Genomic DNA, 13,039 nt, shown 5'->3' with positions numbered 1-13,039 from the left:
GCCGCGGCGGCTCCGGGGGAACGACAGTTGAGGCATCGGCGGACGGGGCGTCGAGGACGCCACCGGTCACCAGACCAGCCCTGTACGTGCTTCTCCCATCCAGACTTTAACTGTCGGTACTGGAATTCCACCAGTTCAACCTCGGCGCCGTGAGGCACCTCGGGTCGCGGACTATAACCGCCGGTTCGGACTTACACCGACCCCGGAGCACGTGTTGTTTACTTATGTCCCTAAACTATAGCCCCGACTCGGTGTGTTCGACGACATGTCGTAATGCGTCGACGGCCGCGGCGGGATCCTCGGTGCCGTAGACGCTGGAACCGGCCACGAAGACATCTGCTCCCGCCTCCGCGGCACGCAGGATGGTTTCGCGGGTGATTCCCCCATCGACCTGCAGCACCAGCGGCAATCCGGAGCCCTCGATGGCGGCCCGGGTCCTACGGATCTTGGGCAGGATGAGGTCCAGGAAGGACTGGCCGCCGAAACCGGGTTCGACGGTCATCAGCAGCAACATGTCCAGTTCCTCGAGCATGTCCAGATACGGTTCAACGGCAGTGGCAGGGCGCAGGGCCATGGCCGCCTTGGATCCACGCGCCCGAAGTTCGCGGGCCAGCCGGACCGGGGCCGCCGAGGCTTCGGCATGGAAGGTCACGGAGTCGACCCCGAGGTCGGCGTAGTCCGGGGCCCACCGGTCGGCGTCTTCGATCATCAGGTGCACGTCCACCGGGAGCGTGCTGACGTCGGCGATGCGTTTGACCACGGGCAGGCCCAGGGTCAGGTTCGGGACGAAGTGGTTGTCCATGACATCGACGTGCACGGCATCGGCGGTCCCGATGCGGTGCAGCTCGGCCTCGAGGTTGGCGAAGTCGGCGGAGAGGATGCTGGGGTGGATCCGGCAGGGGGACATGGGTCTACCTTTCGTCTACTCGGGCTGTTCGGTCGGCTCGACATCGGCGTCGAGGGTGATCAGGGCCAGGAACATGGCGTCGGTGGAGTGCAGATGCGGCCACAGCTGGACGGTGTTCCCTCCCGACGCATGGTCAGTACCGGAGATGCCGCCTTCGAGCGAGACGGCATTGACGGCGGCGGCGGTATCGAGGAGCCGGGCTGTCGGGGTCCGGCGCAGGGCGTCCTCCAGCACGGCCAACGATTCGGCCGGGTGGGGTGAGCAGGTGGCGTAGGCCAGGACGCCGCCGGGCCGCAGGGCCTTCAGCGCCGCATCGATCAATTCATCCTGCAAGGTGGTCAGTTCGGCCACGTCCGCCGGGGTCTTGCGCCATCGGGCTTCGGGCCGGCGCCGCAATGCGCCCAACCCGCTGCACGGGGCATCGACGATGATCCGGTCGAAGCGCTGATCGGCCGGGATCCCCAGATAGCGTCGCCCATCACCGACCACGACGTTCCAGGCCTGTCGATCCACCGGCCGCAGGGCCTTGCGGACCAGATCGGCACGGTGTTCGGCCGGTTCGTTGGCGGTCAGTTCGGCGCCTTGCTGCGCGGCCAGACCGGCCAGCAGGGCGGCCTTGCCGCCCGGGCCGGCGCAGAGGTCCAGCCAGTCGGTGTCGCGTCCCTCGATCTCCACGGAGGCCAGGGCGCGGGCCAGCAATTGCGAGCCGGCATCCTGGACCCGGGTGGTTCCGCGGTGGATGGAGGAGAGCTTGGAGAGGTCTCCCCCGCTGTAGTAGGCCGAATCGGGGGCCAGTCGTCCCGGGGTCGCGCCGTGGTCGAAGGCTTCATCGAGGGATCCGACTCCCGGCAGGGCCACCAGGTTGACCACCGGGGCCAGGTTGTCCGCGGCAAGCAGGTCGGTGATTTCGGCCGCATCCCGGCCGTGGGCGACCAGGCCCTGGCGCAGGGCCCTGACCACCCATTCCGGGTGGCTGTATTCCAGGGCCAGCCTCGAGATCTCGTCTTGGACACCGTCCAACAGCAGCGTCTTCCAGGCGTCGGCGTCGTTCCGTGCGACCTTGCGCAGGACGGCGTTCACCAGCCCGGAAGGACCGGCGCCGATGACCGCCCGGGCCAGGCCGACGGTTTCATCCAGTGCCGCGTGGTGGGGAACGCGCATGGCCAGCAGCTGGTGGGCGCCCAGCCGGAGCGCGTCAAGGATCGCCGGATCCAGTTTTTCCAGCGGACGGTCCACGCAACGGGAGAGGACGGCGTCGTAGAATCCGCGACCCCGGAGGGCGCCGTAGGCCAGTTCGGTGGCGAATCCGGCGTCCCGTCCGCTGAGCCCGTGTTCGCGCAGGCGGCCGGGCAGGACCAGGTTGGCGTAGGCGTCCTGCTCGGCGACGGCCCGCAGGACCTCGTAGGCGACCAGTCGGGCGGGGTCGGCGATGCGCCGGCGTTGGGAGGGTGCCGAAGCACTGAAGTTCCGGTGGCCCGAACCGCCCCGGTTGCGTTGGCGTCCGGCGTCGTTGCGGCGTTCACCGCGTGGGTCCTTGCTCATGAAAAGGAGACCTGCTTCCCTGTTGCGCCTTCGTCGTCGATATCCAGGCCGCGGGCCCAGTCGGAGGCCTTCATCATCTTCTTGCCCGCCGGTTGGACCTGGTGCAGTTCCAGGGCATGTGAACCGGTTCCGACCAGGACTCGGGGCGTCCGGCCGGGCAGGACACGGAGCACGGCCGGCTCCAGATCCGTCACCGAGGGCTCGAGGCCGACGGCACCGAGTTTGAACCGCTTGCCGTCCAACAACGTCCAGGGACCGGGTTCGGGGGTCGTGCCGTTGATGCGCCGCCGGATCGCCAGCGCCGGTTCCGCCCAGTGGACATGCGCGTCCTCGAGGCCCAGCTTGGGGGCCAGCGTCACCGGCCCGCTTTGGGGTACCGGCGACAAGCGGCCGGCGTCGATCCCATGCAGGGTCTGCGAGAGCAGGACGGATCCGCTGTGGGAGAGCCTGTCCAGCATGGCCCCCGCGGTATCCTCCGGGGCGATGTCCTCGGTCAGCATCCCGTACACCGGGCCGGTATCCAGGCCTTCCTCGAGGCGGAAGGTCACCGCCCCGGTGACATCGTCGCCATGGATGATCGCGTGCTGGACCGGGGCGGCGCCGCGCCAGGCCGGCAGCAGCGAAAAGTGCAGGTTGACCCAGCCATGCCGGGGCACCTCCAATGCCCGCGGTGGCACCAGTCCCCCGTAGGCGACGATGGCGGCGATCTCGGCTTCGGTCCGGGCAATGGCCGAGATGACGTCCTCGTCGATCCTGTTGGCCTTGATGACCGGCAGCCCCAGTTCGGCCGCACGAGCGGCGACGGGCGAGGGCGTGAGGACGCGTTTGCGTCCGAGCGGGGCGTCTTCGCGGGTCAGCACGGCCACTACTTCCAGGCCGTCGGAGATGAGCTGGTCCAGGCACGGCACGGCAACCTGCGGCGTTCCGGCGAACAAGACCCTCATCGAGCTGCCCCGAAGGTCCCGCCGCCGAAGCTCGATCCCACCGCAGTGGCCCGGCTGCCGCGGATTTCCGAGGCGACGTCGTCGTAGCCGGAGTCCCGGATGCGCCTCAGGGCCTCCTTCTTATCGGCTCCACGCAGGCGGTCGATGTAGAGGCGGCCGTCGAGGTGATCGGTTTCGTGTTGCAGGCAGCGGGCGAGGACGCCCTCCGCCTCGATGACCAGCGGTGCCCCGGTCATATCGGCCCCACTCACGCGGGCCCAGCCGGGCCGGGGCAGGCGGTATCCCAGACCGGGGACCGACAGGCAGCCTTCGAGGGCTTCGTCCTCGTCGGCTCCCCCGACTTCCAGGACCGGGTTGACCACGTGGCCGTATTGGTCCCCGACCCGGTAGGTGAAGACGCGCAGACCGACGCCGACCTGGGGCGCGGCCAGTCCGACGCCGGAGACGGCGTCCATCGTTTCGGTCATGTCCTGGACCAGGCGGGCCAGTTCGGGCCCGAACCTGGACACGTCCTCCGCGGGGGTCCGCAACACGGGGTCCCCCACGATGCGGATTTCCAGAATCGTCATGACTGTATGCTCCTGACGCCGTATACCCGGCAATGTGCTGTGGAAAGTCGTCCGGTGGCCCTGCTGGCGGCAGCACCGGTACGCAGGAACCAGTCTACTGGGCCGGGGGCGGTCCCACGGCCCGCAGCGCGGTCCCGGCCTCGGAGACCTTCACCCCCGATTCCCAGACCCGGCGCAAGGCGAAGAACCTGCTCCAATAGGCCGGCAGAACCTCGGGCGGGGCCATCAGGGTGCGCACTTCGGTCTGCCCCACGGCCACCCCGAGCAGCATCGGATCCTCGCCGTAGGGCCAGGGCTCCCAGGTTCCGGCCTCGGCGTCGACCACGACCTCCTCGGCCTTGTAGCCGGCGGCCAACTGCATGACGACCTTCGGATCCAATGCCTTGACCCGCCCGTCCCGATCGGTGCCCTTGGTCTTGTAGTCGATCAGGCATAGCCGTCCACCGATCCGGGCGACCAGGTCCAGGGTTCCCGCATAGCCCACCGTGTGGTTCCAGACGGTGACCTCGGCAGCGATCGGTTCCACCCGGTATTCGTCCCACCAGTCATCGAAGCGCGAGGCGAATCCGCCTTCGTCCTTTTCCAGGAGGACCTCCCGTGCCTCGGCGGCGGAATGCGGACGTCCCAAGGCCCGCAGCGCCACCTGTTCGCAGTAGTTGTGGACGCGGTCCCCGCGGGCCGCGGCCTCGTTGCGGTAGGTTTCCGCGGCGTTGGAGGCGTCCCGCGCCACGGTGCGCAGCTTGGCCTTGTTGCCGACCGCTGCGCCGAGCCGGTCGTCCTGGGTGACCGCCGTGGCGGCCACGTGCCCGATCCAGCCGTCCAGGGACATGGACGCCTGGCCGATCACCGTGGTGATGGAGGGGACCTCGGGCAGGCCGTTGATCTTGCGGGAGTACATGCGGCCGTACGTGGTCTGGTGGGCCAGGGCAGGTGAAGTCATGCCCACGATTCTGGCATGCCGGTCCGACGCATCGGGTGCCGCACCGGCGATCCAGGCGCCGTTCGTCCCCCTGATTCCGCCCTCCGACGCTCCCATGACATCCCCGATTTGGAACTTCGGGGAATCGTCGTATAGAGTTTTTACTCGTTGGAACGCACCGGTTCGGAAAGCTAAAAGCGACCGAAACGGAGCAGTTCTCCGACATGCGGACATAGCTCAGTTGGCTAGAGCGCCACCTTGCCAAGGTGGAGGTCGCGAGTTCGAATCTCGTTGTCCGCTCGCAAGTCACTGTAACGGTCGATTCGTCGATCGAGCCGGGACCGGGAAACCGGTCCGGGTCACGGTGGGGTGGCCGAGTGGCTAGGCAGCGGCCTGCAAAGCCGTATACGCGGGTTCGAATCCCGTCCCCACCTCGCATACGGTAATGTTGCACCCTGAAGAGGGCGATTAGCGCAGCGGTAGCGCGCTTCCCTGACACGGAAGAGGTCACTGGTTCGAACCCAGTATCGCCCACTGAAACTGCTCCGCCACGGCGGAGCGTTTTTATGCGGACATAGCTCAGTTGGCTAGAGCGCCACCTTGCCAAGGTGGAGGTCGCGAGTTCGAGTCTCGCTGTCCGCTCCACGAACCGCCGGATGACCCCAGGGTCGACCAGGCGGTTTTTTTTTGTTGCCTTCCCCTCGAATTGGCCGGCGGTCCGCCGGTATGATGGTGATCACACGGAAGCCTCGAAGGCTTCCCGGAGGAGAGGAGGTGGCACTTGGCTTTTTTTGACGAGCTCAAGGGCAAGGCCGAGGGACTCAAGGACAAGGCCGCGACAGTGGCCGAAGACGGAGCCGAGAAGCTCCGTGGGGCCGTAGGCGGTGTCGGCGGTTTCGTCGACGAGAAAACCGGTGGCAGGTATTCCGAGCAGGTGGAACACCTCCAGGAATCCGCCCACCACCTTCTCGACAAGGCAGCCGGCAACGACTCGAATCCTCCGACCTAGAATTCCACGCGTCCCCCACAGGACGCCTGCCGGCCCACGAGCACGGCAAACAGGTGCCGGTCCCGCCGGGAGGCGGGGCCGGCACCTGCCCGTTAACGCCCGGCGGCCCCGGGGATCGGCGGATTGATGATGGTCAGCACCCCTTCGGCACCCACGTCCGATGAGTAGACATGTCGACCAGAGGACTCCCATGACAGGGCCTGCCCGGCCTTGATCCGTTTGGTCCGGCCCTCCGGCCCCACCTCGGCCTCCCCCTCCACGAGGACCAGGCGTTCGGCCACGCCCCGTCCATGGGCCGGGGAAACCCTCCGGCCCGGACCGATCGTGAGCCAATACACTTCGATCAACGACCCGTCGGCGACCCGGCGGGCCTCCAGCAACCGGGCCGATACCGGGCCGCCTCCCACCGAGATCGCTCCATCGCCCGGCAGCGGCCCGGCTCCCCCGGTGGCCTGCGAGGCCACCGGCTGGTGTCCGTCATCGGTGGAGACGAAGCCGGCCAACGGGACTCCCAGCACCCCGGCGACGGCATAGAGGGTCTCCAAGGTCGGGTTGCGCTGCCCGTGCTCGAGTTCGGAGAGCGTCCCCTTGCCGATGCCCGCGGCCGTGGCCAGGCCGGTCAGCGACAGCCCGGCACCTTGCCGGTGCGTGCGGATCCGGTTGCCGACGTGGAGCATGCGGGGATCGATTGCGGCTGACATGGACCCAGACTACGCTGAGAGTCGTTCCGTAAACAGAACCACCGTCAGTCGAGGTCATGTCCCATACTCCAGTTCCCACCGCCCCGGGCGATCTCGTCCGCCCACTGACTGCCGGTCTGGTCACCGCCCTGGTGGGATTCACCTCCTCCTTCACCGTCGTCCTGGCCGGGCTCAGCGCCGTGGGCGCCAGCCCCGGGCAGGCCGCTTCCGGGCTACTGGCGCTGACCATCTCGTTCTCCTTGTGCACCGTTGCCATCGCGGTCACCACGCGGCGTCCGGTGACCTTCGCCTGGTCGACTCCCGGTGCCGCCTTGCTGGCGGCCGCCGGCGGGCTCGGGCTCGGCTGGGACGAGGCCGTCGGCGGTTTCGTGATGTGTGCCCTGCTGATCTTCCTCACCGGTGCCGTCCCGGTCATCGGGCGGCTGCTCGGAAGGCTTCCGGCACCCCTGGCCCAGGCGATGCTCGCCGGGGTCCTGTTCGAACTCTGTCTGGCCCCGTTCCACGCACTGGCCAATGTCCCGCTCATGGCCGGGGCGATCATCCTGGTCTGGCTCGTGTGCATGCGCTGGGCGCCTCGGTGGGCCGTCCCGGCTGCCATGGCCGCCACGTTGCTGATCGTCCTGTTCAACGCGGCCCAGACCGGAACGGCGCTGCCCGGCGATCTATGGCCCCGGCTGGAATTCACCCTGCCGAAATTCACCTGGGCCGGAGCCACCGGCGTCGCGGTGCCCCTGTACATCGTGACCATGGCCTCGCAGAACATCCCCGGGATGGCCGTCCTGTCCGGGTTCGGTTACAAGACCCCCTGGACCGCTTCCATGCTGGCCACCGGCGCTGCCGGACTCGGCGCCGCCTTCTTCGGCGGGCATGCCATCAACCTGGCCGCGATTTCCGCGGCCCTCGCCGCCGGCGAGGAAGCCGGACCCGACCGTTCGCGCCGCTGGATCGCCGCGGTCTCCGCCGGCGGCTTCTACTTCCTCCTCGGTCTGGGGGCCACCGTGGTGGGGGCGATCGCCGTCACCGCCCCCGAGGGCCTGCTGACCGCAGCCGCGGGTCTGGCGCTCTTCGGCACCCTGGGTGCCGCGGCCTCTTCCGCCCTCGAGGACCCACGCTCCCGGTTCGGGGCGTTGACCACGTTCATGATCACCGCCTCCGGCGTCGCGTTCCTGGGGGTCGGCGCCGCATTCTGGGGGCTGGCCGGGGGGCTGTTGGTCAGATGGGCGATAGAACGTCCGGGACGCCATTAGGCTGAGATCATGGTGGACCCCTAGGGCGACGAGGATCTCGTGGCCCTCTACGAAACCGCTCACCCGGCAGGGCGGGACCACGAGTACTACCGGTCGCTCGCCGACACCCTCGGTGCCGGAAAGATCATCGATCTGGGGTGCGGCACCGGGCTGCTGACCCGAACCCTCACGGCCCCCGGGCGCGAGGTCATCGGTGTGGACCCGAGCCCCCACGATGCTCGGATACGCCCGCCGCCGGCCCGGGGCGGGTGCGGTGAGGTGGATCGACGGTGATGCCCGTGTCCTGGACCCCTCGGCTCCTGCCGATCTGGTGCTTTGCACCGGGAACGCCTTCATGCACATCGGCACGGACGAGCTCGTGGAGACGCTCGACCATCTTCGACGCAGCCTCACTCCGGGCGGGGCCTTGGCCTTCGAAACGCGCAACCCGGCCCACCGCGAATGGAAGAACTGGACTCCGGACCAAACAACCCATGTCCGCCCGGCAGCATTCGGGACCTTCACCGAATGGTTGGAAGTCACATCGGTGCGCCCCGGCGTCGTCGTCTTCGACAGCCATAACCTCTTCGCCAACGGAACCGACAGGATCTTCACCAGCGCCCTGTACTTCCGCACCGAAACCGAGCTGATCGAAGCGTTGGGCGCTGCGGGCTTCGAGCACGTCGAGGTCATGGGTACTTGGGAAGGCGATCCCGTGGCTGCCCGGCACCGGTTGCTCATCGTGCTCGCCACCACGGGCGTCACGACCACCTCGTGAACCGAGGCTAGATCGCCACTTCGGCCTTCTGGCCTTCTCGGGCCAGGGCCGTCAGCCGCGACACGGCACGGGAGTACTTCTTCTGGTACCCCCCGGCCATCATCTCCTCGGTGAACAACTCGTTGAACGGTTTCCCACTGGCCAGGACGGGAACGTCCTTGTCGTAGAGCCGGTCGGCCAGCACGACGAAGCGCAGGGCCAGCGATTGTTCGGTGATGGTCCGGACCTCGTGGAGGACCAGGATGTCGATATCGTCCACCAACTGCCGGTAACGGCTGGGGTGGACGCTCGACAGATGCTTCACCAGCGCTTCGAAGTCATCGATGGCCAGGACCTTATCGGCATAGAGTTCGGTGGCGGTGGACTCCAGGGCGGCATCATCCACGGGCCGGGGCGCCTCGGGCAGGCCACGGTGGCGGAAGTCGTCGCCGTCGATGCGCAGGACATCGAACTGGTCCGCCAGCACCTGGATCTCGCGCTGGAAGTCCACGGCGGCGAAGCGCCCCTCGCCCAAGGAGCCCGGCAGGGTGTTCGAGGTCGCCGCGAGTTTGACTCCGGCATCGGATAGTTCACGCATCAGCCGCGACATCAGCACCGTGTCACCGGGATCGTCGAGTTCGAATTCATCGATGCACACCAGGTTGTAGCCGCTGAGGACCTCCACCGTCTTGCGGAACGACAGGGCGCCGACCAGGTTGGTGTATTCAACGAACGTACCGAAGGCCTTGGGGCCGGGAACCGCGTGCCAGAGGGAGGCCAACAAGTGGGTCTTGCCCACGCCGAACCCGCCATCGAGATAGATGCCGGCCTTGGTCTGCGGTCCCTTCCCCCCGAAGATCCGTCCCAGCAGGGACTTCTTCGAGCCACCGACGCCCTCGGCGAAGGCCCGCAGGGCCTCCACCGCCTCGGTCTGTGAAGGCTGCGCCGGATCCGGACGGAAGGTGTCGAAGGAGACCACGCCGAACCGGTAGGACGGATGGAATCCGGCCAGGAGTTCGTCGGGCGAGACCTGGGGGATGCGTTCGGTCAGGTGTTCGATGTGTGCCACGGGCGGGGTCGGTTCCTTTGTGAGGGGACGGGCCGGCACGCGGGGCGCACCATGACCAACTTTACGCCTCGCGCGCAAAGCCACCGGCACGTGACGCCCGACCCAGCAGGCCGGCACCCGAAGACGTAGGCTGGAGACAGATCCCCAGCCACCGTGTGAAACGAGGAATCCTCATGGGCCTTGCCGCCGATACCACTGCCAAGTTCTCCGCCTATGCCCATCCCGGGCGCTTGGTCTCCACCGATTGGCTGGCCGAGCATCTGAAGGATGACGGCCTGGTCGTCGTGGAATCCAACGAAGACATCCTGCTCTACTCCACCGGGCACATCCCCGGCGCCGTGAACATCGACTGGCACACCGACCTGAACGACGAGGTCACCCGCGATTACGTCGAGGGTGAAGCCTTCGCCCGGCTCATGGGGTCCAAGGGCATCACCCGGGAGACCACCGTGGTGATCTACGGGGACAAGAGCAACTGGTGGGCCGCCTACGCACTCTGGGTCTTCACCCTGTTCGGCCACGAAGACGTCCGGCTGCTGGACGGCGGCCGCGATAAATGGTTGGCCGAAGGACGCGAGACGACTAGGGAAAAGCCCCGGCCCGAAACCGTCGACTACCCAGTGGTCCCCCGCAACGACGACGCGATCCGAGCCTTCCGCGAGGATGTCAGCGCCCACTTCGGCAAGCCGTTGATCGACGTACGCTCCCCCGAGGAATACACCGGCGAACGCACCCACATGCCGGACTACCCGCAGGAAGGCACGTTGCGCGGCGGGCACATCCCCACCGCTGCCTCGGTTCCCTGGAGCAAGGCGGCCAACGAGGACGGCACCTTCCGCAGCCGTCCCGAGCTGGAGGCCCTCTACTTGGACGAGGCGGGGCTGAAGCCCGGGGACGACGTCATTGCCTACTGCCGGATCGGCGAACGGTCCAGCCATACCTGGTTCGTGCTCAAGCACCTGCTCGGCTTCGATTCCGTTCGCAACTACGATGGTTCCTGGACCGAATGGGGCAACGCGGTCCGGGTTCCGATCGCCGTCGGTACCGAGCGTGGCGAGGCCCCGGCCTCGTCATCCCGCAGCTAGGCCCCCCGCCCACCAAGGAGCATGCACCCATGAGTGAGACTGCCATTCCCTCCGCCCTGGCGGAGATCATCGATGACTTCAACGCAATCACCGAGCGCGAGCGCCTCGAATTGCTCCTGGAGTTCTCCGACGAACTACCCGCCCTGCCGGAGCGGTTCGCCGAACACCCGGAGTTGCTGGAACGGGTCGTGGAATGCCAGACCCCGCTGTTCCTGACCCTGGAGATCGCCGATACCGACGCCCGGGAAGTCAGTCTGTTCTTCTCGGCGCCGCCGGAGGCCCCGACCTCCCGGGGTTTCGCGGGCGTCCTGGCGGAAGGCCTCGATGGCTTGCCGGCCGCCGAGATCCTCGCCGTACCCAACGACATGCCCGACCGGCTCGGGCTGACCCGGGCCATCACCCCGCTGCGCATGCGCGGGATGTCCTCGCTGCTGGGCCGCATCAAACGCAAGGTCGCCGAAGGCCTGGCCGCGTAACAGGCCCCGTGATGTCCAGGAAGAAGCACGCCCACGACGCCGGTGGCACCCCGGCCACCCTGCTCCTGGACGCGGACGGGGCCGAATACGGGACCCATGCCTACGCGCATGATCCGCAGGCTCCGTCCTACGGTGCCGAAGCCGCGGAGGCCCTGGGGGTGGATCCCGCCCGGGTCTTCAAGACCCTACTGATCGATACCGGCCGCCCGGGGTCCGAGGCGCTCGCGGTGGCGGTCGTCCCGGTGACCGGGTCGCTGGATCTCAAGGCGGCGGCCATGGCCCTGCACGTGAAGAAGGTCCATCTGGCGCAGGCGGCCGACGCGCAACGCCGTACCGGCTATGTGTTGGGCGGGATCTCCCCGCTGGGTCAACGACACCCTTCCACGACGGTCCTTGATGATTCCGCACTGGACTGGCCCACGATCCACGTCTCGGGCGGGCGTCGCGGGCTGGAGATTGAATTGGCTCCGCAGGATCTGATCCGGTTGACCGGCGCGCGTCCGGTTCCGCTGGCCGGCCCCTAGCCCTTCGGGCCGCGGCCCCGGCTGCCGGGATTCCCCGCCCCGGGTTTGGGGGCCACGATGATCCGCGAGAGCCACCGGATGACCGTCTGCTCCCAGCGTTCGGGATCGACGTTCCACTCGCGGGTATGTGCCGCGAGCGTGAAGCGTTCGAAGGTGACCATCTCGGGATTGAGTTCGGCCAGCTGGGCCGAGGGGCCCACCGGCACGAAGTCGTCGTCTTCGCTATGCAGGATCAGGGTGGGAACGCGCAGCTGGTCGGCCTTGGCGATCCAGTTCAGCTCCTTCAGGTCCACCGGGGCCGCCAGTCCGGTGATCGCGCGGCCCGCCCGGTTGGAGAGCAACCATTGCCCGAGCCGCCCGACGGCTTCGGGGATGCGGTTGACCTTGGCCTGGTGGCGCAGGACGTCGATCCAGTTCACCACGGGGCCATCCAGGACCAGTGCCTGGATATGGCGCTTATGCCGAGATTTATCGGCCACCTGCAAACTGATGGCCCCGCCCATGGACCAGCCCATGAGGATCACGTTGCGTGCCCCGTGCTGAAGGGCGAAGTCGATCCCGGCGTCGACGTCCTCCCATTCGGTGCTGCCCAGTCCGTAGCGCTGATCGGCGGCCGACGGGGCCACCCCGTCGTTGCGGTAGGACAGCAGCAGTGAACTGATGCCCAGTTCCGCAGTGGTGGACAAGGCCCGCAGGCCCTCGGTGCGTGCCGCCCCGCGGCCGTGCACCATGATCGCCCAGGTGTCGGCGCGATCGGTTCCGGGAACCACCCAGGCCGGGGCGTTGCCCACCGACGTGGGGATGTCCACGCTCTCGAAGGCGAACCCGGCGTCCTCGGGGGTCTCGTAGACCGCGCCGGACCACCAGCCACGCACCGCGGTCTCCAGGTTTCCCGAGTACACGTGCTCCACGCGGCGGGCGATGGTGCCTTCGGCCGGGGTGAAGGAGAGGATCTCCCCGATCCTGGCGTGGCCGCGGCCGACGTCGAAGTACAGCGAATAGGTACCGGGATCGGTGGTTTCGGCGGTGGCGGGCAGGATCACTTCCATTCCCTCGTCCCCGCGCACGACGGCGAGGATCGCCAGATCCTCGGTCTTGCGTACCGGAAGCACCACTTGCCGGGCGAAGTATCCGGCCAACGCGGAGGCACTGGCGGCCAGCAGGGAGCCGGCGGCGACACCGGCACCGGCACCGAGGACGGCCCACCGCATCATGGGGGCCTGGGGGGTCGCAGGGTCGGCGGTCCGTGTGTACTCGCGCATGTACCCATCATGGCAAGTCAACCCGGGTGCGCCAAGTCCCCGCCGGCTC

Annotated in this window: 15 protein-coding genes, 4 tRNA genes and 1 riboswitch; of the genes, 11 read left to right on the top strand and 8 right to left on the bottom strand. The window is 67.9% G+C overall.

Annotated features, from left to right (window positions below):
• Positions 1-82 precede the first annotated feature (82 nt).
• Positions 83-215: riboswitch (FMN riboswitch) on the bottom strand.
• 20 nt (positions 216-235) lie between these two features.
• The 5 genes from rpe to AC3ZI9_RS06535 form a co-directional block, all read right to left on the bottom strand.
• The gene (rpe, locus tag AC3ZI9_RS06555; protein WP_444561227.1) at positions 236-907 is read right to left on the bottom strand and encodes a ribulose-phosphate 3-epimerase; all 672 of its coding nucleotides are present in this window, start codon (positions 905-907) and stop codon (positions 236-238) included.
• 15 nt (positions 908-922) lie between these two features.
• A complete protein-coding gene (locus tag AC3ZI9_RS06550) occupies positions 923-2,449 on the bottom strand; it encodes an RsmB/NOP family class I SAM-dependent RNA methyltransferase (RefSeq protein ID WP_444566847.1) in 1,527 nt (508 codons plus the stop codon).
• Positions 2,446-3,393 (bottom strand): methionyl-tRNA formyltransferase, encoded by a 948-nt coding sequence (locus tag AC3ZI9_RS06545; protein WP_444566848.1) that lies wholly within the window; start codon positions 3,391-3,393, stop codon positions 2,446-2,448. Before AC3ZI9_RS06545 ends, AC3ZI9_RS06550 begins: the two co-directional genes overlap by 4 nt.
• Positions 3,390-3,962, bottom strand: coding sequence for a peptide deformylase (gene def / locus AC3ZI9_RS06540; RefSeq protein WP_444553994.1), 573 nt, complete (start codon positions 3,960-3,962; stop codon positions 3,390-3,392). Before def ends, AC3ZI9_RS06545 begins: the two co-directional genes overlap by 4 nt.
• A gap of 94 nt (positions 3,963-4,056) precedes the next feature.
• A complete protein-coding gene (locus AC3ZI9_RS06535; RefSeq protein WP_444566849.1) occupies positions 4,057-4,902 on the bottom strand; it encodes a cytochrome in 846 nt (281 codons plus the stop codon).
• Positions 4,903-5,107: 205 nt separating this feature from the next.
• Between AC3ZI9_RS06535 and AC3ZI9_RS06530 the strand changes: the two genes are divergently transcribed.
• The 5 genes from AC3ZI9_RS06530 (at position 5,108) to AC3ZI9_RS06510 (ending at position 5,890) form a co-directional block, all read left to right on the top strand.
• Positions 5,108-5,181 (top strand) — tRNA-Gly (locus tag AC3ZI9_RS06530).
• Positions 5,182-5,244: 63 nt separating this feature from the next.
• Positions 5,245-5,315, top strand: a tRNA-Cys gene (locus AC3ZI9_RS06525).
• Between the two features lie 28 nt (positions 5,316-5,343).
• Positions 5,344-5,415, top strand: a tRNA-Val gene (locus tag AC3ZI9_RS06520).
• 34 nt (positions 5,416-5,449) lie between these two features.
• Positions 5,450-5,526 (top strand) — tRNA-Gly (locus tag AC3ZI9_RS06515).
• A 136-nt stretch (positions 5,527-5,662) separates the two neighbouring features.
• Entirely contained in the window at positions 5,663-5,890 is a 228-nt protein-coding gene (locus AC3ZI9_RS06510; protein ID WP_444553996.1) for an Rv0909 family putative TA system antitoxin, read from the top strand.
• A 92-nt stretch (positions 5,891-5,982) separates the two neighbouring features.
• On the opposite strand, the gene AC3ZI9_RS06505 is transcribed toward AC3ZI9_RS06510, so the two are convergent.
• Positions 5,983-6,591, bottom strand: coding sequence for a helix-turn-helix domain-containing protein (locus AC3ZI9_RS06505; protein WP_444566850.1), 609 nt, complete (start codon positions 6,589-6,591; stop codon positions 5,983-5,985).
• A gap of 56 nt (positions 6,592-6,647) precedes the next feature.
• Between AC3ZI9_RS06505 and AC3ZI9_RS06500 the strand changes: the two genes are divergently transcribed.
• The 3 genes from AC3ZI9_RS06500 to AC3ZI9_RS06490 are packed head-to-tail and all read left to right on the top strand — an operon-like array spanning position 6,648 to position 8,595.
• Positions 6,648-7,838, top strand: a complete 1,191-nt coding sequence (locus AC3ZI9_RS06500; RefSeq protein WP_444553998.1) for a benzoate/H(+) symporter BenE family transporter — start codon at positions 6,648-6,650, stop codon at positions 7,836-7,838.
• 39 nt (positions 7,839-7,877) lie between these two features.
• Positions 7,878-8,111, top strand: coding sequence for a class I SAM-dependent methyltransferase (locus AC3ZI9_RS06495; protein ID WP_444553999.1), 234 nt, complete (start codon positions 7,878-7,880; stop codon positions 8,109-8,111).
• On the top strand, positions 8,092-8,595 hold the full coding sequence (locus AC3ZI9_RS06490; RefSeq protein WP_444561231.1) for a class I SAM-dependent methyltransferase: 504 nt from the start codon (positions 8,092-8,094) through the stop codon (positions 8,593-8,595). The genes AC3ZI9_RS06495 and AC3ZI9_RS06490 overlap by 20 nt, the downstream gene beginning before the upstream one ends.
• A gap of 7 nt (positions 8,596-8,602) precedes the next feature.
• On the opposite strand, the gene zapE is transcribed toward AC3ZI9_RS06490, so the two are convergent.
• On the bottom strand, positions 8,603-9,643 hold the full coding sequence (zapE, locus tag AC3ZI9_RS06485; RefSeq protein WP_444554001.1) for a cell division protein ZapE: 1,041 nt from the start codon (positions 9,641-9,643) through the stop codon (positions 8,603-8,605).
• 173 nt (positions 9,644-9,816) lie between these two features.
• On the opposite strand from zapE, the gene AC3ZI9_RS06480 reads away from it, so the two are divergent.
• From AC3ZI9_RS06480 to ybaK, 3 genes are read left to right on the top strand one after another with little or no spacing between them, the layout of a single operon-like run.
• Positions 9,817-10,728: a sulfurtransferase gene (locus AC3ZI9_RS06480; RefSeq protein ID WP_444554002.1), complete on the top strand. Its 912-nt coding sequence runs from the start codon at positions 9,817-9,819 to the stop codon at positions 10,726-10,728.
• A gap of 29 nt (positions 10,729-10,757) precedes the next feature.
• Positions 10,758-11,204: a SufE family protein gene (locus AC3ZI9_RS06475; RefSeq protein ID WP_444554003.1), complete on the top strand. Its 447-nt coding sequence runs from the start codon at positions 10,758-10,760 to the stop codon at positions 11,202-11,204.
• Between the two features lie 11 nt (positions 11,205-11,215).
• Positions 11,216-11,728 (top strand): Cys-tRNA(Pro) deacylase, encoded by a 513-nt coding sequence (gene ybaK, locus AC3ZI9_RS06470; RefSeq protein ID WP_444554004.1) that lies wholly within the window; start codon positions 11,216-11,218, stop codon positions 11,726-11,728.
• On the opposite strand, the gene AC3ZI9_RS06465 is transcribed toward ybaK, so the two are convergent.
• Positions 11,725-12,990, bottom strand: coding sequence for an alpha/beta hydrolase family protein (locus AC3ZI9_RS06465; RefSeq protein WP_444554005.1), 1,266 nt, complete (start codon positions 12,988-12,990; stop codon positions 11,725-11,727). The genes ybaK and AC3ZI9_RS06465 overlap by 4 nt on opposite strands.
• Between the last annotated feature and the right edge of the window lie 49 nt (positions 12,991-13,039).

The sequence above is a fragment of the Arthrobacter sp. AOP36-F1-5 genome (assembly GCF_058137995.1).
Note: the sequence above shows the minus strand (reverse complement) of the source record. Positions and strands in the feature narration are given on the sequence as shown.